We start from the raw sequence: 20,621 nt of genomic DNA on the forward strand, positions 1-20,621 counted from the left end.
AATAAAAAAACCGATACATTTCTGCATCGGTTTTTTTTTGCGAAATCTGTTTAAGATTATTTTGTCTGCTTAGCTTCCAGTTCAGCTAGTTTCGCCTTCATAGCTGCTGCTTTTTCGGTATTTTTTGTAATCGTGTAAATATCTTTCAGCGTAGAAACGGCGTCGATATTTTCCGGTTGTACTTTGTACCAGCTTTCTGCGTAAGGCAGTGCTTTTGCAAAACGGGCTCTTCTTTCTTCGATTAATTTTGTTCCCGCAACTTTATCAGTTCTGTTGGTTTCGTTAATTTTCTTTACCGCAGCATCTTCGTCGCCAATGATGCCGTAAACAAGATTAAGGTAAGCATTTGAGAAGTCCGGCTTTAGCTCAATTGCTTTTTTGAAAGAAACTTCAGCTTCTGCAGCACTTGCAGGATTTTTTGACTGAATAACACCTAAGTTATACCAGTTTTCAGCATTGTTAGGATCTTTCGCCAACTGTTCCTTGATTACCGTTGCAAATTTGTCATTGTTACCTGATGCATAGTAAGCTGTCCCCTGAAAATCTTTTAATTTGGCATTATTCGGAAATTTAGCCAGACCTTTTTCAATTAAAGCAACTGCTTTATCATTCTGCTTAGAATTAAGATACAGTGTTGCCAATGTTTCATACAATTCAGGTTCTACAGAAGGAGTCTTTTCTTCTTTAAAATCTGTGTAATCCTTAGACTTTCCTTTAAGGGTTGTCCACATTGTTTTATCGAAAGGCTCAGTTTCACCTTTTTTATTTTTTGCAGTATAAGTTACCTGCTCTCCTGTGTAATTAGCAGCGATTAACTGTTCATAAAGCTTTGTAGCTTCAGGAATATTATTGTTTACTGCGTAGCTAATTGCTGCGTTGTATTTATACGTTTCGTCAGCTTTACCATTAGCTTTTAAAATTTCATAGGCTTCCAAAAATTTCGGAGCGGCTACAGCATAATTTTTTGCATTGAAAGCATCCATTGCTGCTTTATTGGCAGCGTCAAACTTTGCGCTGGCATCCTTATCTTTCTGAGCAAATGTAAACGAAGATGCTAAAATTGCAATCCCTAAAATCAGCTTTTTCATATTATTTTTATTTAAAAATTATTCTTCAGAATCAGAATTCTCAGTTTCATCTGCCTCATTTTCGTTTTGTGGCAAATCTTCTGTTTCATTTTCTGGGTTATCAGCTATATTTTCATTTTCTCCCTCCAGTTCTTCATCCTCCGGAATGTCTTTATCCATCGCAACTTTTGCAATTGCAGCGATTTCGTCATTTTTCTTCAGGTTGATCATTCTTACTCCCTGGGTATTTCTACCCATTACTCTCATCTCATCCATTCCCATTCTGATGGCAACACCGGATTTGTTGATGATCATTAGACCGTCGTCGTCTGTAACGTTCTGGATGGCGATCAGGTTTCCTGTTTTATCGGTGATATTTAAAGTAATTACACCTTTTCCACCTCTGTTGGTTTCTCTGTAGTCTAAAACGGCAGTTCTTTTACCATAACCTTTTTCAGAAACTACCAAAACAGTTTCGTTTTCAAGATCATTTGCAACGATCATACCGATTACTTCGTCGTTCTCTTCCAAAGTAATTCCACGTACACCGATAGAACTTCTTCCAACTTCTCTTACTTTTTCTTCAGGGAAACGGATACATTTACCATTTTTGGTAGCGATCATGATCTGAGATGTTCCATTCGTTAAATATGCACCTAACAACTGGTCATTATCTCTGATTTCAATAGCATTTACACCATTTATTCTTGGTCTTGAATATGCTTCCAGTGAAGTCTTTTTGATGGTTCCGTTTTTGGTCACCATCACCACACTCATTTGGTTGACGTATTCTGCATCTTTTAAATTATTGGTTCTGATGTAAGCTTTAATTTTATCATCAGGCTCAATATTAATCAGGTTCTGAACTGCTCTTCCTTTTGATATCTTTGAACCTTCAGGAATTTCAAAAACTCTCAGCCAGTAACATCTTCCCTTTTCGGTGAAGAATAACATGTACTGGTGGTTGGTTGCCGAAACAATGTATTCCAGGAAATCTGAATCTCTTGTTGTTGCCGCTTTGTTACCAACGCCACCCCTGCTCTGAACTTTGTATTCTGAAAGCAACGTTCTCTTCACGTAACCTGCGTGAGAAATGGTAAGAACCACCTCTTCGTTCGGGATGATGTCTTCGATAGACATTTCACCTCCTGAATAGTCGATTTCAGTTCTTCTTTCGTCTCCGTATTTCTCTCTTACTTCAACCAATTCTTCCTTGATGATCTCGAATCTTCTTCCTTCATTAGCTAAGATGTCTTCGAGGTTTGCAATTTCTTTCATAATTGCATCGTACTCATCACGGATTTTGTCGAGCTCCATTCCTGTAAGACGTGCAAGACGTAAGTCAAGAATTGCCTGAGCCTGAATGTCTGAAAGTTCAAATTCCGTCATCAAACCTTCTTTCGCAGCCTGCGGATTGGCAGAGTGACGAATGATGGAAATGGCTTTATCTAAAGCATCCTGAGTTCCGATCACTTTCATGAAACCTTCAAGAATATGAGCTCTCTCCTTCGCTTTTCTAAGCTCGTACTGAGTTCTTCTTACGATTATTTCATGTCTGTGCTCTACAAAATGGTGAATAATATCCTTTACATTCAACTGCTCCGGTCTTCCGTGTACCAATGCGATATTGTTGACACTGAAAGACGTCTGAAGTGACGTATATTTATAAAGCATATTTAAAACCACATTCGGAATCGCATCATTCTTTAATTCATAAACGATACGCATACCTCTTCTGTCAGATTCATCTCTGATTTCGTAGATTCCCGGGATTTTATCATCTTTTACCAACTCAGCAGTTCTGGCAATCATCTCTGCTTTGTTCACCTGATAAGGAATTTCGCTTACAATGATTGCATTTCGGTTGTGAACTTCTTCAAAACCTACTTTAGCTCTTAAAACTACACGTCCTCTTCCTGTATGGAAAGCATCTCTTACACCGTCGTAACCGTAGATGATACCACCTGTCGGAAAATCGGGAGCGATAATGTGCTGCATCAGTTCATCGATGGTGATTTCTCTGTTATCGATATAAGCACAGATTGCATTGATCGACTCAGTTAAGTTATGCGGCGCCATATTGGTGGCCATACCAACAGCAATACCTGAAGTTCCGTTTACCAAAAGGTTAGGAATTTTCGAAGGCATTACGCTTGGTTCAGTTAAACTGTCGTCAAAGTTATTTTGAAAATCTACCGTTTCTTTATCAAGATCAGATAAAATCTCGTCTGAAATTTTCTTAAGTCTTGCCTCGGTGTAACGCATTGCTGCAGGCGGATCTCCATCCATCGAACCAAAGTTACCCTGCCCGTCAACCTGTGGATAACGTAAGCTCCAGTCCTGAGCCATTCTTACCATGGCATCGTAAACTGAAGAGTCACCGTGAGGGTGATATTTACCTAAAACGTCTCCAACGATTCTGGCAGATTTTAAATATTTTCTGTTTGAAAAAACCCCTAATCCATACATACCGTACAATACCCTTCTGTGTACAGGTTTAAGGCCATCTCTCACGTCCGGAAGTGCTCTGGAAACAATTACCGACATAGAATAGTCGATGTAAGATGACTTCATTTCATCAACAATGTTAATAGGAATCAGTCTTTCTCCTTCTTTTTGCATATAAAAGTTTATTATTATGATAATCAGAGCGTTATTCACACATCTGAAAAATATTTATTTCGGCTAAATTATAACGTGCTAATTTAAGAAAAAAATACCGATTTTTGCCTGAGAATTGCATCTAAAATATTAAATAAATCATAAAATATGAGTGTTCTCAGTATTACCTTTCACTGCCCCAAAAACAATCTCGAAGAATGGACAAAATATGTTGACGAAGAGTTGTTTCTCATGACAGAAAATCTTTTTGACGTCAATAAATATATTCTTTCTGAAGTACAGAGCGACTTTATTGAAGAGGGTAAAAACTACAATCTTCTGCTCATCTTTGATGATGCTGAGTTTCGTGACGATTTTCTTAAAAGCGAACTTCAGAATATTGCAGACCGCATCGAAATGAAGTTCGGGCAGGATATCATGATTTTCAATACCTTCCTCGATCCTATCAAAAGTAAAATATAGAAAAAACAAAACCGGCTGCTTCTGAAACAGTCGGTTTTTTTATACTAACGGTTAATCACAATTACTGTCTGTCTTGGCGGTACGTGTCTGTAATATTGTCTTACAGGTCTGTGATGCACTACAGGACGGTAATATCTGTGTCTTACGGGTTTTCTGTAATGGGTGACATATCTGGCAGGTCTTCTGTGGTAATGTCCTGCTCTTTTATGATAATGTTTTGCAGATTTGAAATGATGTTTTTTATGTTTATGATGTCTCTGAGCATCTACAGTATTAAAGCTTGCAGAAAAGACCAGCAGGAGAAATGCTCCTAAAATTTTAACAAAACTCTTCATATTTCCATTGTTTTAAATTTCTGAAAAAAAAGCAACAATGAAAATGCCAATAACAGTTTATGATTGTAAATACAGTAATTTTTAAGAAAATTTATAACGTTTTATGTTAAAATATAATCTCACTGCGTCTTTCAAGCATGACGACATCCTTCCATTTCCCATCGAGTTTTCCCAGTTTTTCTCTAGTACCAAGAATTTTGAATCCGAATTTCTGATGAAAATGTATCGAAATCTCATTTTCAGGAAATATGTTGGCCTGCAAAGTCCAGAAACCATGTTCTTCACTGTCGGCAATTAATTTTCTCAGCAGCATTGTACCGAGTCCTTTTCCCTGATATGCGTTATCAAAATAAATACTAATCTCTGCAACACCTTTGAAACAGTCTCTTTTGCTGACCGACTTCAGTGCACACCATCCAATCACTTCACTTTTTTCGTTTTCAAGAATCCAGCGGCAGTCGTTCAAGAACTCCATATCCCACGCTTCTTCTGTAGGAACCGTTGTTTCGAAAGTAGCAATTCCACCGTCAATTCCCTGCTGAAAGATTTCCAAAACCCGTTTCTCATCTCCCGGACGCATTTCCCGTAATTCGTAATACATTTTTTAGTGATATTTTCTTTTATTTTTTCGTTTTATTCTGGTGTAATGGGTCTGTTCTCCGGTCTTATCCATAGATACAACACTGATGTTGCCATCCACTTCAAGAATGGAGAGTCTAACATTTTTAATTCCGTCAACACCGTGTTCTCTTATAGATTCTTCCAGTTCATCTTCAGTAATTTTCACTCTGTTTAAAGCAGGTTCATCAATCTTTCCGTCTCTGATCAGAATCACAGGATCTTCTTCCAGAAAACTTTTAAATTTAGGATTTTTAAACATGATCCGTTTCAAAATAAAGTTGGCTGCAAAAAGTACAAGAGCTGCGATAATCCCGCCCTGAAGCGAAGTATCAGGACCAACCATAGCGTTCTGAACGGCATTTGAAATAAGAAGCAGCAAAACCACATCACCGGCATTGAGCTGTGACAGCTGGTTCTTACCAAACACACGAATTGCGATCACCATAAAGAGGTAAACGCAAAGTGAGCGGAACACCACATTCAGTATCTCTTCCAAAATCTAAATTTTAAAGATCAAATTTAATCAATTAACTGCAATAAAAAACTGCCCGTTAAGGCAGTTCTGAAAAATATATGATAAGTCATTTATCTGTTGTTAATATCCACTCGTACCGGCATTACGAAACTTGAGGCAAGCATTTTTTCGCTCATTTTTGATGAATCAATTCTGTAGTGAAGGTTGCTGAGGATTTTTTCAATCTCTTTGCTTACCACTTTGCAATCTCCTTTAGATTTTACATTGATGATTTTTCCGTTTTCCGAAACATCAAATTTCACTTCAGAATTTACTATTCCCTGCTGATAATCCTGATTGGTAAAATCAAAATTGGCCATCAGCTGGTTTCTGATTTCATTAAAAGCGTCGGCCTTAGCAAGCTGGACTTCTTTGATGGTATTGTCTGAAGATATCTGAGCTATCGCAGTATTAAAAATGGATGCAAACGCAAATACGAAAAGTGAAGCTGCGAATATTTGAATTTTATTTTTCATATGTCTTTGATTTTTAGAGTTAATTGTTGTTGTTTCTTATTTTCTAATTCAAAGATATATAAATAAATTCATATAAATTTTACATTCAGTTAACGTTGGGTTAACATTGAAAATTAAAATATTGATTTTCAGTTGTTTAAATTTTTAAAATAATTTAAAAGTTAACATTGGAAATGTGATTCCGCATTAATTTCAACAAAAAACTGCAGCTTTTGCTGCAGTTTGGTTCTTATTTATGCTTATTCTGTCCGGGTGCAAAAGGTTTCGCAGATTTTGTTCCGAATACCTTTTTGGCCTGTCCTGGCGGCATTGGTTTTGAGTGCCCACGGCCATTTCCGACTGTTCTGACTTCACATGATGCGAACATCAACGAAAACACAAATACTGCAAGAAAAATTTTAACTGATTTCATAACACAATGTTTCGCTTAAGATCACAAATATGATACCACTTACATCTCCTTTTTCAGATACTTCCCTGTCAGAGATTTTTTAGATTTGATAATTTCTTCAGGCGTTCCTTTTGCAATAATTTCTCCACCGTGCTTTCCTCCTTCAGGACCTACGTCGATAATATGATCGGCCAGTTTAATAACATCCATATTGTGTTCGATGATGATGAATGAATTTCCTAATTCCACCAGTTTATTAATAGCATCCATCAGGATTTTCACGTCTTCAAAATGAAGTCCGGTTGTGGGTTCATCAAGAATATAAAGCGTATTTCCTGTCTGTCTTTTTGCAAGCTCTGTAGCCAGTTTGATACGCTGAGCCTCACCGCCGGAAAGCGTTGTTGACTGCTGCCCCATCGTGATGTAACCGAGACCGACATCCTGCAGAGTTTTTACTCTTGCAAAAATCTTTGGAATCGGCTGGAAGAAATCCACAGCTTCATCAATCGTCATTTCCAGTACATCTGAAATTGATTTTCCTTTGTAACGGACTTCCAGTGTTTCTCTGTTGAAACGTTTTCCGTTGCAGGTTTCACAGTGAACATAAACATCAGGTAAAAAGTTCATTTCAATAACCTTTAAACCGCCTCCCTGGCAGGTTTCGCATCTTCCTCCTTTCACGTTGAAAGAAAATCTTCCGGGCTTGTAACCACGGATTTTAGATTCAGGCAATTCAGAAAATAAATTTCTGATGTCTGTAAACATTCCTGTGTAAGTCGCAGGATTTGAGCGGGGCGTTCGTCCGATTGGTGTCTGGTCAACATCAACAATCTTATCGATATTGTCAAGACCTTCAATTTTTTTGAATGGTAAAGGTTCCTGCACGGCTCTGTAAAAGTGCTTGTTCAGAATCGGATATAAAGTTCCGTTAATCAAAGATGATTTCCCGCTTCCTGAAATTCCGGTTACAACTACGAGTTTTCCCAACGGAATATCAAGCGTCACATTTTTAAGATTATTTCCAGTAGCACCTTTTAAAACTATGCTTTTTCCATTTCCTTCTCTTCTGACTTCCGGAATGGCAATTTTTCTCTTTCCGTTGATGTAATCTGCAGTGATGGTGTCGGCTTTCAGCAAGTCTTTCGGTTTTCCCTGCCAAAGAATTTCGCCTCCGAATTTACCAGCTCTCGGACCTATATCCAAAACTTCGTCAGCTTCCATGATCATATCTTTGTCGTGTTCCACCACCAAAACAGAGTTTCCGATGTCACGGAGATTTTTCAGGGAATTGATCAGCCTCTCGTTGTCTCTCTGGTGTAAACCGATGCTTGGTTCATCCAGAATATAAAGAACGTTTACCAATTGAGAACCAATCTGTGTTGCCAGACGGATTCTCTGGGATTCTCCACCTGAAAGGGTTTTTGAGCTTCTGCTTAAACTTAAATAATCCAAACCTACATCCAGTAAAAACTGAAGTCTGGTTTCGATTTCCTTTAGAATTTCGTGAGCAATAATTCCGTTTTTCTCTGAAAATTTATCTTTTACGTCTCTCAGCCAGTCTTTCAAATCTGATAAACTTAAGCCATTGATTTCAGCAATGTTTTTTCCGTCAATTTTAAAACTTAAACTTGATGCCTGAAGACGCGCACCTTTACATTCCGGACAGGTTTCTTCCGTTGTGAAATGTCTTTCAAGCAAAATAGCTTCGTAAGATTCTCTCTCTTCAATCAGTTCTTCCATGAAAGGAATCAGACCATCAAAACTGACTTTGATTTTCTTGGTAATTCCTGCGTATTTTAAATCTTTATTGAATTCTTTGTGACATCCGTTGTACATATAATCCAAAGCTTCGGCCGGAATATCTTTGAACGGAGTTGACAGACTCATACCAAATATTTCAAGAATATTTTTAATCTGTGAAAGGATGTATTTGTTGGATTTAATATCTTCCAATGGCAACAAACCTCCCTGATTGATTGATAATTTAGGATTTTCTACAAAATAATCTGTGTTGATTTTCTTGATTGTTCCCAATCCTTTACAGCTTGGGCAGCTTCCCTTCGGAGAGTTGAATGAAAATGTATTTGGCTCCGGTAAGGCCAGTGAATGACCGGTTTCGGCATCCATTAAATTTTTGGAGAAATATTCGATGTCTGCAGTTCCCAGTTTTTGAATTCCGATCAAACCTTCGCCCATTTCCATCGCAGTTCGCAGGGATTTTTCCATTCTTGACTCCGAAGCAGATTCACCGATGATCCAACGGTCTACAACGATATCGATGTCGTGGGTTTTGTAACGGTCAAGTTTCAAATCATATTCAATATCCTGAAGTTCACCGTCGATTCTTGCCTGTCCGTATCCTTTTTTTGCCATCTGTACGAAAAGCTCATGGTAATGCCCTTTTCTGGAACGCACAACAGGCGCCATCAACATTATTTTTTCGCCTTTATAATTTTCTTTGATGGCATCTAAAATCTGATCTTCAGTATAGCTTACCAGCTTTTTTCCTGTTGTTTGCGAATAAGCATCTGAAACTCTTGCGAATAGAAGACGCAGATAATCGTACAATTCAGTAACAGTTCCTACGGTTGAACGGGGGTTTTTGTTAGTTGTTTTTTGTTCGATAGCAATTACGGGAGATAGTCCTTCGATTTTATCAACATCAGGACGTTCCAATCCACCTAAAAACTGTCTGGCATAAGCAGAAAATGTTTCGATGTAACGGCGCTGTCCTTCGGCAAAAATCGTATCGAAAGCCAGTGAAGATTTTCCGCTTCCTGAAAGTCCTGTGATTACCACCAGTTCGTTGCGCGGAATTTTAACATCAATGTTTTTAAGATTGTGTTCTCTGGCTCCGTAAACTTCTATATATTCTTTAGATTCGCTCATAATTTGGGGTGACTTTACATGAAAATCACGATGTGCAAAATTACGGAATTTTATGGAATTGTGGTTGTTAAAAATTGTTAGATTAACGGTCTGACTCAAGGTTTAAAATATGCTTTCAGTTTAAAGTTAACACGAATATTCAAATAGAATCTTGTTTCCTCTTTTTACCTAAATTTACAAATAATTTACAGAGAAATGGACAGACTGAGAGAACATATTGAGGAAATCATTAGCATAACAGATGAAGAATTTGAGCGTATCAAAACATTTTTCACTATAAAAAACGTTCGGAAAAATCAGTTTCTCGTTCACGAAGGCGATGAAGTGAAATATGAATTTCTGACTCTGGATGGAATTTATAAAGTTTTTTACGTGGACGAAAGCGGAAAAGAACACATCATTCAGTTTGCAAAAAAGAACTGGTGGATGACCGATTACATAGGGTTTTTCAATCAAAAAGATGCAACAATGTTTGTAGAATGCCTGCAGGACGGTGCTGTAGCCAGTCTTACACTGGAAGGACGAGAAAAACTTGCATCAGAATTTCACAAAATGGAACATTTTTTCAGAATAAAACTGACTAACGGTTATATTGCGTTGCAGCAGAGAATTATACTTCTACTATCCAGCACGCCTCAGCAGCGGTATGAAGAATTTTCGCGGCTGTATCCTGATCTTATTACACAGATTCCAAAAAAATATGTTGCAGAATATCTGGGTGTGAGTCGGGAAACTTTAAGCAGACTGTACTCCAACGGTAAATGATTTTTAAAATTTTAAATGTAAAGTGTGATTCCGGTCACACTTTTTTTGTGACTTGGCTCCTTCTCATCAGGCATTCGGTAGATGTACATTTGCTTTAGAAATTTAAACAGAAATCATTCAATTAAAATTTTAATTATGAAAGCAAAAGTATTAATCATCGTATCCAATGCCAACACCATTGGAAAAAACAACAGAAGAACCGGAACTTTTTTACCCGAGGTAGCACATCCTTACGCAGAATTTCAGAAAGCAGATTTCGATGTAGATTTTGCAAGTCTTACGGGCGAATCACCGTTTTTAGATGCCTTAAATTTAGCAGATGATCCGGATAACTTAAAATTCCTGACCGGAAAAGGCTGGGAAGATATGCACAAAGCTGCAAAACTTTCTGAAGTTGATGTCAAAAATTACGATGCAGTTTTCATTCCCGGTGGTTTGGCTCCGATGGTCGATATGCCGGAAAACGATGAACTGAAAAAGGTAATCGCAAATGTTTACGAAAGAGACGGTATTGTTGCTGCGGTTTGTCACGGTCCTGTTTCTCTTCTCAATGTAAAATTAAGTGACGGAACTTACCTTGTGAACGGAAGAAACATCACCTCTTTTACCACGGAAGAAGAAAACAATTATGCAAAAGACGATGTACCGTTTGATCTGCAAACGGCATTGACCGTGCAGGGCGCGATTTTCCATGCTGCTGAGGCGTGGTCTGCCAACAGTATTTCAGATGGAAATCTGATTACTGGACAAAATCCTGCTTCAGCAAAAGGTGTTGGTGAAAAAATCGTTGCTCTTTTCGAAAGCAAAAAGGCCTAGTTTAACTTTAAAATTAAAAAAATGGAAGAAGAATCAGTATATGTTCATGCAAAATGGCAGGTGAAAGAAGGAAAATCTGAAACCGTCATTCACCTGATGAAAGAAGCAGCAGATAAAAGTTCTCAGGAAGAAGGAAATCTGTTTTATAAAGTTCACCAAAGCCAGACAGACCGCAACACATTGATTTTGTATGAGGGATATGCGAATGAAGCAGCCGTTGAGCTTCACCGCAATTCAGATCATTTTAAAGAAATTGTTTTGGAACAGGTTGTACCTTTGCTGGAAAGCAGGGAAGTGATTTTAATGAATCAGTTATTTTAAAAAAGTTTAAATCAAAAAAAACCACAGTTTCAAAAAACTGTGGTTTTAATTATATTTTGGTAAAATTACTTTTTATCTTTTGAACCTTCCCAATTTCCGCTTCTTGCAGGTGCCGGAAGACTGTTGTCCCAAGATCCGTTACCTTTTTTCTCAGTAGTCAGCGTTCCATTGAAATTTCCTTTAGCAGGTAAAGCCAGTTCTGCAATCAGCTGTCCTGATCTGTCCAGACGACCGATAATCGCAAAGTTTTGGTTACTGTCAATAGAATGCATAGTTCCTGTCACTTTTCCGTCGTCGGCAACTACAAAATTCCAATCACCTTTATCATTTGTTCCGGTGTAGGTTCCGGACCACGTTCCGATGTAATCAACCAAAGTTAAATCGTCATCAGAATTACAGCTGATGAACATTACAGCCATTAACGCAAGTAAAAAAAATTTCTTCATAAGATTACAAGGTTTGATAAAGTTTTTGTGGAGAATACGGGGATCGAACCCGTCACCTTTAGACTGCCAGTCTAACGCTCTAGCCAGATGAGCTAATTCCCCTGTTTTCCCGTGCTTTTTACACGAAGCGGTACAAAAGTAAGTAATTAAACCATATATACAAATAATTTGTTAAAATTTATTGAAAATCTGCTGAAAATAAATGCTAATTGCTTCATATTCATCAAAAAAGAAAACGCACACTCCGAAAAGTATGCGTTTAAAACAAGATTAAATATAAAATCCTTCGGAAGAAAGATTATCTCCATCCGCCACCTAAGGCTTTATAGAGATCTACTGCCGCTTTCATTTTGTTGTATTGGGCATTTGAAATATTCAGTTCTGCATTTAATGCATTAACATTTGCTGTAAGCACTTCAAGATAGTTTGCCATGCCGTAGTTTACCAATTCCTGAGAGAAACTTACTGAGTTTTTATAAGCTGTAAGCTCCTTTGTTTTTAAGTCAATAAACTCATCCTGTACCGTGAAAACCCTGATCGCATCTGAAACTTCTTTGCCCGCACTGAGCACTGTTTTTCTGAAATTCAGATAAGCGATTTCCTTATTAGCCAAACTCACATCATAGTTGGTTCTGATCTGTCTTCTGTTTAAAAGCGGTTGGGCTAAACCTCCCACAACATTTGCAAACAGAGAGTTTACACTGAATAAATGATCAATATCTACCGACTGCACCCCACCCGATCCTGTAATTCTGAATGTTGGGTAAAACTGTGCTTTTGCAGAATTCGTAAGTTCGAAAGTATTGATCAGATTATATTCCGCCTGCATTACATCGGGTCTGTTTGCCAGAAGACTTGCTGAGTAACCTACTGAAATTTCAGCAGGAATTCTCTGAGATTCAAGAGTAGAACGGTTGATGGCCTGTGAAGGTTCCGCCAATAACAAACTCATTGTATTTTCAAGGATCTGAATTTGAGTTTCAATATCAATTAAAGATGCCTGAGCATTGTAAACCAAAGCTTCACTTTGCTGAACAGCAACTTCAGTGAGAATTCCGGCTTCCTTCAGAGCTTTTGTAGTTTCAAGATTGCTCTGTCTGATTGTAATTGTTTCAGAAATAATTCTTTTCTGCTGATCAAAAGTCAGTAACTGGAAATAGGATGATGCCAAAGCTGCAATCAGATCATTTTTTACGGCTTTGTGAGCAGCAAGTGTTCCCCAAACTGCGGCAAGCTGAGCTTTTTCCTGAGCTTTCAGTTTACCCCAGATATCGGCTTCAAAGCCGATGCTTGCTGTGATGTCGTACTGATTAACATATCTTCTTTCTCCGATGATCTGACCAAACTGTGTATTGACAGACTGTGTCTGAAATGTATAGTTCGGACCGATAGAAACTGTTGGTTGGTAGGCTGCTTTACTTTGTTTGAGATAAGCTTCAGCTGCTTCATAATTCTGAATGGCAATTCTTATATCGAGATTATTCTGCAGGGCTTTTTCAATATAGCCCTGTAAAATGGGATCTGTAAAGATTTCGCGCCACGAAAGTTCCGCAATAGACGAAGAATCTTTTGGAAGCCTGTCTGTACGGAAAAGGTTTTCGGGAACAATGTCTTTTGCCCTTTCGTATTCTTTTCTGATGTTGCACGAAGCAACTAACGCCAAAGTAAGCACCGAAAAAGCTGTTCCTTTTATATAGATTGATAAATTTTTCATTTTTAATAACTCTAAATTACTTATTCGGCAAGATTAATATCTTTTTGCTTGATCGGTTTAATTTTTTCCTGCAAAGTCTGGAAAACTACATACAATACAGGAATGACAAATACTCCTAAAATAGTTCCTATCAACAATCCGATTGCTGCTCCCGTTGCAATTGATCTGTTTCCCACAGCACCAATTCCGCTTGCCAAAACCAATGGTAAAAGACCAAAGATAAAAGCTAAAGATGTCATTAAAATCGGTCTTAATCTCGCTTTCGCTGCATTAATTGCAGAATCTACAATCGTTTCGCCGTGATGTCTTCGCTGTACTGCAAATTCGATAATCAAAATCGCGTTTTTGGCCAATAATCCGACCAACATGATGAGCGCAATCTGGAAATAGATGTTGTTTTCAAGCCCCATAATTTTCTGTCCGAAATAAGCACCCATTACCCCAAGAGGAAGTGAAATGACCACTACCAAAGGCAGAATGTAACTTTCGTACTGAGCAGAAAGGATGAAATAAACGAATACCAAACTTAAAGCAAAAATCAGTAAAGTCTGAGATCCTGAACTTAATTCTTCTCTGGTAAGACCTGTAAATTCTACATCATAATTCTGATCCAGCGTTTCTTTGGCAACAGCCTGAACAGCTGTAATCGCATCCCCCGAACTGAAGCCTGCTTTGTTGGCTCCTGTAATTTTCACTGAGGTAAATAAGTTGTAACGACCGACAGATTGCGGACCATACGTTTTAGTTAAAGTCACAAACTGTGAAATCGGCGACATTTCTCCCGAACTTGTTTTTACATAATATTGATTTAAGTTGGCAGCATCTACCCTGTCTTCAGGCAATGCCTGAATCATTACCCTGAACTGCTTTCCGTATTTCGTGAAGTCAGCTCCGTAAATTCCACCAATATAGCCCTGCATGGCAGATAAGATATCATTCACTGAAACGCCTTTCTGTTTGGCTAACGGAACATTAATTTCCATTAAATACTGAGGATATTTTGTATTGAAAGATGTTTGCGCAAATTCAATTTCCGGTCTCTGCATCAGATTTCCGATAAACTCATTTGTCTTGGCATCCAGCTGAGCAAAATCGCCTCCTGATTTATCTAAAAGTACCATCTCAAAACCTGCACTGTTACCGAATCCCGGTACACTCGGAGGCTGGAAGAATACTACTTTCGCATCAGGAACTTTTCCTGCAAGACCAAACAATCTTTTTGAAATTTCTTCGGAAGACAGGCCGTCTCCTTTTCTGTCATCAAACGGTTTCAGTTTAACGAAGGCAAGACCATTGTTGCTACCGTTTCCGGAAAGTAATCCTCTACCTGTGGAAATCGTTACATTCTGAATTCCAGGAATTTTCAATGCTTCTTTCTGCAGTGTTTTCAGAACGGTATAAGTTCTTTCCATTGAAGCTCCCGGCGGAAGCTGAACGTCTGTAAATATGATTCCTCTGTCTTCGGTTGGTACGAAACCTTTTTTCATACTTCCGTTTGCCCAATAGATAATTCCTCCTGTTACAATCAGAATGACTAAAGTCACCCATTTGTGTTTAATCAGGAAATTAAATCCTCTTCCGTAACGGTCTGTCGCGGTTTTAAAACCAATATTAAATTTATAGAAGAACTTTTTAATAAAGTTTAAATCTTTATATTCTTTGTGGTGTTCTTCATGAGGCTTTAAAAATAACGAACATAAAACCGGACTTAAAGTAAGTGCATTGACTGCCGAGATAATGATCGCAATAATTAAAGTTATCCCAAACTGCTGATAAAATACACCGGTAGGCCCTGTAATAAATGTTACCGGAATAAATACCGCTGCCATTACCAAAGTAATTGAGATAATTGCTCCGGTGATCTCATCCATTGCTTCAATGGTTGCTTTTTTCGCATCGGAAATTCCGTTTTCCATTTTGGCGTGAACGGCTTCGACGACTACAATCGCATCATCGACCACAATACCAATGGCCAATACAAGGGCAAAAAGCGTTAAAAGGTTTAATGAATATCCAAACAGATTCAGGAAAAAGAACGTTCCCACAATCGAAACGGGAACCGCAATCGCCGGAATTAAAGTAGATCTGAAATCCTGTAAAAATATATACACTACGATAAATACAAGAATAAATGCCTCGATCAAAGTGTGAATTACCTTTTCAATTGATGCGTCCAGGAATTCGTTTGTATCAAAGTTAAAAGTATACTTTACACCTTCCGGGTAAGAGCCTTCATTTTCTTTCAGCTGTTTTTTAATATTTTCAATAATCTCCTGAGCATTTGATCCCGGAGTCTGGAAAACCCCCATACTGATGGAAGGATAATCACCGTTTTCACCTACTCCTGAGTAAGAAAGCCCGCCCAGTTCTACTTTAGCAACATCTTTCAGCATTAAATTCTGTCCGTCGGGCAAAGATTTGATAATAATGTCATCATACTGCTCTTTCTCACTGAATTTTCCGACATATTTAATGATATATTCAAAAGAACTTCCGCTGTTTTGTCCTAAAGAACCTGCAGCAGCTTCTCTACTCTGATCATTGATGGCATTAGTCACTTCAGCAGGTGTAATTCCGTAAGCTGCCAATTTTGCAGGATCCAGCCAGATTCTCATTGAATAGTTTTTTCCACCAAAAACGTTGGCTTCACCTACTCCATTAATCCTCTGAAGATCCGGAATAACGTTAATATTCAGAAAGTTCTGAAGATAAACATCGTCAATATTTTTATTTTCAGAATAAAAAGACAGGTACATCAAGGCACTCGTTTGCTGTTTCTGTGTTACAACTCCGGCTCTCGTTACCTCACTTGGTAGAAGCGGGGACGCTCTCGCAACACGGTTCTGTACGTTTACGGCAGCAATATCAGCATCAATACCCTGCTTAAAAAACACCTGAATCTGTGCTGAACCGTCGTTTCCTGCAGTTGACGTAATGTAATCCATTCCTTCAACCCCATTGATCTGTTCTTCCAAAGGAACGACCACACTTTTCATTACGGTTTCGGCGTTGGCTCCGGTATAATTTGCTCTAACACTTACAGTTGCAGGTGCAATGTCAGGATATTGTGTCACCGGCAGTGCTGTAAGACCCAAAACCCCTAGAATAACAATAAGGATGGAAATTACAGTGGATAAAACCGGTCTGTTGATAAAGTTCTTGATCATTAGAATTTCGGTTTTATGGATTTCACAATCTGATCAGTAGTCGTAGGCTGCGGTTTCACCGGTGTTCCGTTTTTCAACGTTCCGGTACCGGCTGCCACTACAGGATCTCCCACTTTTACTCCATCTTTAATCAATGCTAAATTGTCGATTCTGTCGATGATATTTACTACAGAATTTCTTGCAGTATCTTTGTCTACTTTGTAAACGTAAACGATGCCCTGCTGTTCGTAAGTAGCACCTTCAGGTACTACAAGAACATTGTTGTAATATTTCGGAAGTCTTATTTTACCACTGTTTCCGTTGCTTAAAAGTTTTTGAGCATTGGTAAATGAAACCCTGAACTGAATAGTTCCGGTTGTAGGATCTATCTGTCCGGTAATGGCTTCCACTCTACCTTTTTCAGGATATAAACTTCCGTTGGCCAATTCAAGCTCAACCATCGGAATATTTTTGATTTTCTGAGGCATCGTCGCACCTTCTGATTTTTCAAGGAAATCAAAATATTCTTTTTCATTCATTGAAAAGTATGCGTAAATTTCTGAAGTGTCGGAAACTGTTGTTAAAGCAGTCTGATCATTTGGTCCTACCAAACTCCCTACTCTTAAAGGTAACTTCCCAACAACTCCGGAAATAGGAGCCCGGATAATAGAATAGTCTACATTGGCTGCAGCTCCTTTATAATTGGCATTTGCCTGTTCTCTTGCCGCTTTTGCCTGCTGCACCTGAGCCTGAGCCTGAGCAAGATTGGCCTGTGCAGTCTGAAGCTGAACACTGCTGATGATTTTTTTATCAACCAGCGGTTTCAGTTTATTAACTTCCACCTGTGCTGCATTTACGGCGGCCTGGGCTGCTGCGATATTGGACTGTGCTGCACCAACACCAGCTTTTGCTGCGGCTGCGGTTTCGTTTAAAGTATTGGTTTCCAGACGGAATAAGGGTTGACCTTTCGTCACATATTGCCCTTCATCAACCAAAACCTGAGTGATGTAACCCTGAATTTTAGCTCTCACATCATTGTTGACTTTACCTTCAATACTTGCCGGAAAAGTCTGGTAGCCTGTGATATTTCTGCTTTCAACTTTCACCACCGGAAAGGGTTTGGCGGCTTCCTGTTTAGGCTCTTCTTTCTTACAAGAAGCCAGCGCCAGTGCAGCGAAAGAAAGGAGTATAAGTTTGTTATTCATTTTATAGTTTATTAAGAGATTCCTGTATGTTTGTGATATTTTTTTTGAGAAGATCTTTGTAGGCAATGATCCTGTCATTATATTCTTCGTAAGTCACATTACTGTTTTTATTAAATGCATCGAGCTCATCCAGAAGTTTCAGTTCATCCTGCATTTTCTGAACGATTTTTTCAAATCTTATCCTTTTGTAATCGTCGTTGATGAAAAAAAATCTTTTTCTTTCATCAATTTTGTTTACATCAACAATGAGTTCTGCATTTAAAAGCAAAACCAGACTTGTGGATACCGAGCTCTTACTGGCACCGAAAACTTCTACAAATTCATCAAACGTGATTCCTTTTTTCTCAAAATCAAAAAGAAGATATGCGTAAATTTTTGAGGCTAAGGGTGGTATATTAAAAACCGTACCGTAAAATCTTACGGCATCCTGAAAAATTTTTTCATCAAAGTGTGTGTGTTTATCCAAACTAAAAATTTTCGACAAAATTAGATATTGGTTCGGAACAAAACGAACAAAGGTGATAGACTTTTTTAATCAATTGTTTAAGAAAGAATCAATGAAAGTTAAATTTAACTTTTGCCTTAAAATATAATCTTCTCAAAAGCTTTTCTCATGCCGCCGGCAAGCATCACCTCTCCGCAATAGGAGTATCCTTTAGATTCAAGTATTCTGAGCATGGCGAGATTATCAAAATTGGTATCCACTTTTATGCTTTTAATCTTTTGAGATCTGGTGAAATCTTCAATTTTATCAAAGAGAAATTTTACCATTCCTTTTCCTGAAAATTTTTCGTCAACAGCTACGCGGTGGATGACGACAAATTCTCCGTCGCTGAGCCAGGCACCTTCTATAGACGAATACGCAGGTTCATCATTTAAAATCAACGCGGTGTAGACTGCAATTTCATCATCAACGGTTAATACGTATCCGAAATGTTTTGCAATGTCTGATTCTATGGTATCTTTGTTCGGGTAACCATTTTGCCATTGGCTACTTCCCTCCTGTCTCCGCCTTTCAATTGCCTGCTGAATTATTTCCCAGATCTGCCCGGCTTCAGATTTCAGGGCTTCTCTCATTTCGATTTTAGGTTCCATGCTTTAATTTTGGTTTTTAAATTGGATCTCTCTGATGTCAATCCATAAAAAACCGAAAACTAATAGAATTAATTTTCGGTTCCGAAGTAGTAAAATTTAAAATTATGAAATTGTTTTTATTTATTCTCACTCTGTTGGAGATAAGCATCAATTACATCAAATGCTTTTTTTTCGTCCTGTAAGTCTACCATTACCTTTAATGATGTAGCCGTAGGCGTTGTCGTAAAGGTCAGATAATTATTTTCTGTTGCATTGGCAATTTCAGCTTCATCAAGCTTTGACTTAATCAACTGAATTTCTGCAGGTTTATCACTTTCAAATACTGATACTCTCGTGTTTCTTTCCATATACTTTTCATTTTGAGTATCTAAAATTATGGAAAAAATTATAAAAAAGCAAATCTGAGTATTTTAAATTTTATTAATATTGTTTTCAATTTTATCCAAAGCGATCTGAATTTCTTCTTTCGTAACGTTCAGATGAGGTCTGAAACGGATTGACTGATCACCACATGAAAGGATGATTAAACCGTCGTTGTACAGCTCACTTCGCATCTTATCTCTTTGCTCACCTGATGGCAGATCTATGGCACACATCAGACCTTTTCCTCTGGCGTTAGATAATTTCTCAGGATATTTCTGAGCCAATTTCTGTAATCCTTCCAAAAGATATTCACCAACAATATTGGCGTTTTCTAAAAGATTTTCTTTTTCAATCACTTCCATCACAAGCTGGAAACGGAGCATATCAATTAAATTTCCACCAAAAGTAGAATTGATTCTTGAGCTTTCTCTAAAAACATTATTCGGGATCTCGTCAAACTTTTCTTTATTGGCTAAAACACCGCATACCTGAGTTTTCTTACCGAAAGAAATAATATCCGGTCTTACACTTAAATGTTCAAATGCCCACATTTTGCCTGTAATTCCGATGCCTGTCTGCACTTCATCAAAAATTAAAAGTACTTCATGCTCATCACAAATCTTTCTTAAACCCACAAAAAACTCATCTCTGAAATGATTGTCACCACCTTCAGCCTGAATAGGTTCAATGATAATGCATGCAACCTTATCAGGATTGGATATTATTGCCTCTGTAATTTGAATTAATGCCAGATTTTCATTCTTAATAGTTTCCTCTAAATTTTCTTCCGTAACCGGGAAAGTTAATTTCGGGTTTAAAATTCTTGGCCAGTCAAACAGCGGGAAATACTGATATTTTCTTGGGTCTGTAGTGTTTGTTAAACTTAAAGTATAACCGCTTCTCCCATGGAAAGCCTGTCTGAAATGAATACAGATTCCTGCTTCGATATCTAAACCTTTTTCGAAATTTTTCCTTGTTTTCCAGTCGAAACACGCTTTCATCGCATTTTCAACGCCTAAAGCACCGCCTTCAATAAAGAAAGCGTACTGCAATTCTTCAGGTAAAACCACTCTTTCGAAAACTTCAAGAAAATGAGCATATTCCTTAGAATAAACGTCAGCCAAAGTGGGTTTGTTGACTGCCATTTTTCCTAACCATTCAGATTTTTCCACTAGATAGGGATGATTGTAACCAATGGAAGCCGAGCCGAACATTGAAAACATATCCAGAAAATTTTTCCCTGAAATCGAATCATGAATCCATGATCCGTGAGAGTTTTCAATATCCATTACAAAGTCGAAACCGTCTGCCAAAACGTGTTTTCCTACAGTTTCTTTTATTTTATTTGTTTGAATTTGAATAGTGTTATCCAT

General features: G+C 38.0%; 20 protein-coding genes and 1 tRNA gene. 4 read left to right on the forward strand and 17 right to left on the reverse strand.

Annotated elements, in window-relative coordinates; genetic code table 11:
- Positions 1 to 56: 56 nt before the first annotated feature.
- Together ASG21_RS11385 and gyrA are read right to left on the reverse strand one after the other, a co-directional pair.
- Entirely contained in the window at positions 57 to 1,088 is a 1,032-nt protein-coding gene (locus ASG21_RS11385) for a tetratricopeptide repeat protein (RefSeq protein WP_056079895.1), read from the reverse strand.
- Between the two features lie 18 nt (positions 1,089 to 1,106).
- Complete coding sequence (gene gyrA, locus ASG21_RS11390; RefSeq protein ID WP_056079898.1) at positions 1,107 to 3,689, reverse strand: DNA gyrase subunit A; 2,583 nt, start codon at positions 3,687 to 3,689, stop codon at positions 1,107 to 1,109.
- 147 nt (positions 3,690 to 3,836) lie between these two features.
- Here gyrA and ASG21_RS11395 point away from each other — a divergent pair, with 147 nt between their 5' ends.
- On the forward strand, positions 3,837 to 4,151 hold the full coding sequence (locus ASG21_RS11395) for a DUF4286 family protein (protein ID WP_056079901.1): 315 nt from the start codon (positions 3,837 to 3,839) through the stop codon (positions 4,149 to 4,151).
- 44 nt (positions 4,152 to 4,195) lie between these two features.
- Here the strand turns inward: ASG21_RS11395 and ASG21_RS11400 are convergent, their stop codons facing one another.
- The 6 genes from ASG21_RS11400 to uvrA all read right to left on the reverse strand — a co-directional run bounded on the left by ASG21_RS11400 (position 4,196) and on the right by uvrA (position 9,377).
- Positions 4,196 to 4,486 carry a hypothetical protein gene (locus ASG21_RS11400; protein WP_056079904.1) on the reverse strand — a complete coding sequence of 97 codons (291 nt, stop codon included), beginning with the start codon at positions 4,484 to 4,486 and terminating at the stop codon, positions 4,196 to 4,198.
- A gap of 106 nt (positions 4,487 to 4,592) precedes the next feature.
- The gene (locus ASG21_RS11405) at positions 4,593 to 5,087 is read right to left on the reverse strand and encodes a GNAT family N-acetyltransferase (RefSeq protein WP_056079910.1); all 495 of its coding nucleotides are present in this window, start codon (positions 5,085 to 5,087) and stop codon (positions 4,593 to 4,595) included.
- 3 nt (positions 5,088 to 5,090) lie between these two features.
- Entirely contained in the window at positions 5,091 to 5,603 is a 513-nt protein-coding gene (locus tag ASG21_RS11410; RefSeq protein WP_128414288.1) for a YetF domain-containing protein, read from the reverse strand.
- 89 nt (positions 5,604 to 5,692) lie between these two features.
- Entirely contained in the window at positions 5,693 to 6,097 is a 405-nt protein-coding gene (locus ASG21_RS11415; protein ID WP_056079916.1) for a hypothetical protein, read from the reverse strand.
- Between the two features lie 229 nt (positions 6,098 to 6,326).
- Complete coding sequence (locus tag ASG21_RS11420; RefSeq protein WP_056079919.1) at positions 6,327 to 6,509, reverse strand: hypothetical protein; 183 nt, start codon at positions 6,507 to 6,509, stop codon at positions 6,327 to 6,329.
- A 39-nt stretch (positions 6,510 to 6,548) separates the two neighbouring features.
- A complete protein-coding gene (uvrA, locus tag ASG21_RS11425; RefSeq protein ID WP_056079922.1) occupies positions 6,549 to 9,377 on the reverse strand; it encodes an excinuclease ABC subunit UvrA in 2,829 nt (942 codons plus the stop codon).
- Positions 9,378 to 9,572: 195 nt separating this feature from the next.
- Between uvrA and ASG21_RS11430 the strand changes: the two genes are divergently transcribed.
- The 3 genes from ASG21_RS11430 (at position 9,573) to ASG21_RS11440 (ending at position 11,279) form a co-directional block, all read left to right on the forward strand.
- Positions 9,573 to 10,142 (forward strand): Crp/Fnr family transcriptional regulator, encoded by a 570-nt coding sequence (locus ASG21_RS11430; protein ID WP_056079925.1) that lies wholly within the window; start codon positions 9,573 to 9,575, stop codon positions 10,140 to 10,142.
- A 135-nt stretch (positions 10,143 to 10,277) separates the two neighbouring features.
- Positions 10,278 to 10,958: a type 1 glutamine amidotransferase domain-containing protein gene (locus ASG21_RS11435; RefSeq protein ID WP_056082359.1), complete on the forward strand. Its 681-nt coding sequence runs from the start codon at positions 10,278 to 10,280 to the stop codon at positions 10,956 to 10,958.
- A gap of 21 nt (positions 10,959 to 10,979) precedes the next feature.
- Positions 10,980 to 11,279, forward strand: a complete 300-nt coding sequence (locus ASG21_RS11440; RefSeq protein WP_056079928.1) for a putative quinol monooxygenase — start codon at positions 10,980 to 10,982, stop codon at positions 11,277 to 11,279.
- 65 nt (positions 11,280 to 11,344) lie between these two features.
- Here the strand turns inward: ASG21_RS11440 and ASG21_RS11445 are convergent, their stop codons facing one another.
- The 9 genes from ASG21_RS11445 to lat all read right to left on the reverse strand — a co-directional run bounded on the left by ASG21_RS11445 (position 11,345) and on the right by lat (position 20,621).
- Positions 11,345 to 11,725, reverse strand: coding sequence for a hypothetical protein (locus tag ASG21_RS11445; protein WP_056079933.1), 381 nt, complete (start codon positions 11,723 to 11,725; stop codon positions 11,345 to 11,347).
- 28 nt (positions 11,726 to 11,753) lie between these two features.
- Positions 11,754 to 11,827 (reverse strand) — tRNA-Ala (locus tag ASG21_RS11450).
- A gap of 196 nt (positions 11,828 to 12,023) precedes the next feature.
- Complete coding sequence (locus ASG21_RS11455; protein WP_056079936.1) at positions 12,024 to 13,439, reverse strand: efflux transporter outer membrane subunit; 1,416 nt, start codon at positions 13,437 to 13,439, stop codon at positions 12,024 to 12,026.
- 20 nt (positions 13,440 to 13,459) lie between these two features.
- Entirely contained in the window at positions 13,460 to 16,606 is a 3,147-nt protein-coding gene (locus tag ASG21_RS11460; RefSeq protein WP_056079941.1) for an efflux RND transporter permease subunit, read from the reverse strand.
- A complete protein-coding gene (locus tag ASG21_RS11465) occupies positions 16,606 to 17,790 on the reverse strand; it encodes an efflux RND transporter periplasmic adaptor subunit (RefSeq protein ID WP_056079945.1) in 1,185 nt (394 codons plus the stop codon). Before ASG21_RS11465 ends, ASG21_RS11460 begins: the two co-directional genes overlap by 1 nt.
- A gap of 1 nt (position 17,791) precedes the next feature.
- A complete protein-coding gene (locus ASG21_RS11470) occupies positions 17,792 to 18,256 on the reverse strand; it encodes a hypothetical protein (protein ID WP_056079950.1) in 465 nt (154 codons plus the stop codon).
- A gap of 116 nt (positions 18,257 to 18,372) precedes the next feature.
- Positions 18,373 to 18,885, reverse strand: coding sequence for a GNAT family N-acetyltransferase (locus ASG21_RS11475; RefSeq protein WP_056079952.1), 513 nt, complete (start codon positions 18,883 to 18,885; stop codon positions 18,373 to 18,375).
- 116 nt (positions 18,886 to 19,001) lie between these two features.
- The gene (locus ASG21_RS11480) at positions 19,002 to 19,232 is read right to left on the reverse strand and encodes a DUF2007 domain-containing protein (RefSeq protein WP_056079956.1); all 231 of its coding nucleotides are present in this window, start codon (positions 19,230 to 19,232) and stop codon (positions 19,002 to 19,004) included.
- 63 nt (positions 19,233 to 19,295) lie between these two features.
- Positions 19,296 to 20,621 (reverse strand): L-lysine 6-transaminase, encoded by a 1,326-nt coding sequence (gene lat / locus ASG21_RS11485; RefSeq protein ID WP_056079958.1) that lies wholly within the window; start codon positions 20,619 to 20,621, stop codon positions 19,296 to 19,298.

This window comes from Chryseobacterium sp. Leaf394 (genome assembly GCF_001424105.1).
Lineage (GTDB): Bacteria > Bacteroidota > Bacteroidia > Flavobacteriales > Weeksellaceae > Chryseobacterium.